Source organism: Plasticicumulans lactativorans, assembly GCF_004341245.1.
GTDB lineage: Bacteria > Pseudomonadota > Gammaproteobacteria > Competibacterales > Competibacteraceae > Plasticicumulans_A > Plasticicumulans_A lactativorans.
Genome location: NZ_SLWY01000022.1, coordinates 1 through 1,669, shown reverse-complemented (window position 1 = coordinate 1,669; position 1,669 = coordinate 1). Strand labels below are relative to the sequence as shown.

Sequence of the window (1,669 nt, the reverse complement as noted above, 5' to 3'; positions counted from 1 at the left end):
ATTGCCGCGGCCTCATTGAAGCCGAGGCGCATGGCGCACTCGGAGCGCACGCCTTCGTCCTCATCCGCGGCTAATTGCCGCGGCCTCATTGAAGCCGAGGCGCATGGCGCACTCGGAGCGCACGCCTTCGTCCTCATCCGCGGCTAATTGCCGCGGCCTCATTGAAGCCTCTCCATCCCCGACTGGATCGCCGCCACCTACGCCGGCCTCATCCGCGGCTAATTGCCGCGGCCTCATTGAAGCAACGCCTCGCGCGCGGCGTCCTCGATGATGTCGAGCTCATCCGCGGCTAATTGCCGCGGCCTCATTGAAGCAACTCCAACCCCATCGACTCGAACTGGCCGAGCTTCCTCATCCGCGGCTAATTGCCGCGGCCTCATTGAAGCGCCAGGTCCGCCGCCACGCCTGGGGGCAGCGCCGCCTCATCCGCGGCTAATTGCCGCGGCCTCATTGAAGCTGCCACGCCCTAACCCTCCAGACCACGCACGCGGTACTCATCCGCGGCTAATTGCCGCGGCCTCATTGAAGCCCGGCGGCGTCGGCGATTTCACGTCGAACTTCGCGGGCTCATCCGCGGCTAATTGCCGCGGCCTCATTGAAGCGGCCACAAACCCCAAGACCTCCTGCGCGTGGAGCAGGCTCATCCGCGGCTAATTGCCGCGGCCTCATTGAAGCATGTGGCGGGCCTCGTACCCCGACCCGGTCGCGAAACTCATCCGCGGCTAATTGCCGCGGCCTCATTGAAGCGAGTACGTTGCGGCCCCCAACCGCGACGAGGCTGACCTCATCCGCGGCTAATTGCCGCGGCCTCATTGAAGCTCGGCTGCCATCGCGTAGTTGGTGCCCATGTACAACTGCTCATCCGCGGCTAATTGCCGCGGCCTCATTGAAGCCGGCGCCACGCATCGGCTGCCACCTCACCGATGGTGCTCATCCGCGGCTAATTGCCGCGGCCTCATTGAAGCGCGCCGGCGAGCACCGCGGCCTCGCTGGCCGACTCCCTCATCCGCGGCTAATTGCCGCGGCCTCATTGAAGCAGATCCGACAGCCGAGGACCGCGCTGCGTGGGCAACCTCATCCGCGGCTAATTGCCGCGGCCTCATTGAAGCGGCCTGCGTCGGCGGGGATGAGACCGTAAGGCCGCCCTCATCCGCGGCTAATTGCCGCGGCCTCATTGAAGCCGCGTGAGGACGCCGACGGAGAAACGCACCGCGGACTCATCCGCGGCTAATTGCCGCGGCCTCATTGAAGCGAGGTTGGCGTTATTGCGCATCGAGCCCACCGGGCAGCTCATCCGCGGCTAATTGCCGCGGCCTCATTGAAGCGGGGCATCGGCCCCGAGCCAGTCGTAGAGCCCGTTCTCATCCGCGGCTAATTGCCGCGGCCTCATTGAAGCCGGGATCTGGCTCAATCCGCCAGATCCCACCGCCACCTCATCCGCGGCTAATTGCCGCGGCCTCATTGAAGCGTCGACGCGCTTTGCCGCATCGGCTGGCTGCGCCGCCTCATCCGCGGCTAATTGCCGCGGCCTCATTGAAGCTTCGCGCCGGGCGCCATCACCCGCGCGACGAGCCCCTCATCCGCGGCTAATTGCCGCGGCCTCATTGAAGCTTCGCGCCGGGCGCCATCACCCGCGCGACGAGCCCCTCATCCGCGGCTAATTGCCGCG

The 1,669-nt window shown here is 66.2% G+C and carries 1 CRISPR repeat array.

Annotated features, from left to right (window positions below):
* Nucleotides 1-59: 59 nt before the first annotated feature.
* Nucleotides 60-1,611: direct repeats of the CRISPR family, unit length 36 nt; unit sequence CTCATCCGCGGCTAATTGCCGCGGCCTCATTGAAGC.
* Nucleotides 1,612-1,669 lie beyond the last annotated feature (58 nt).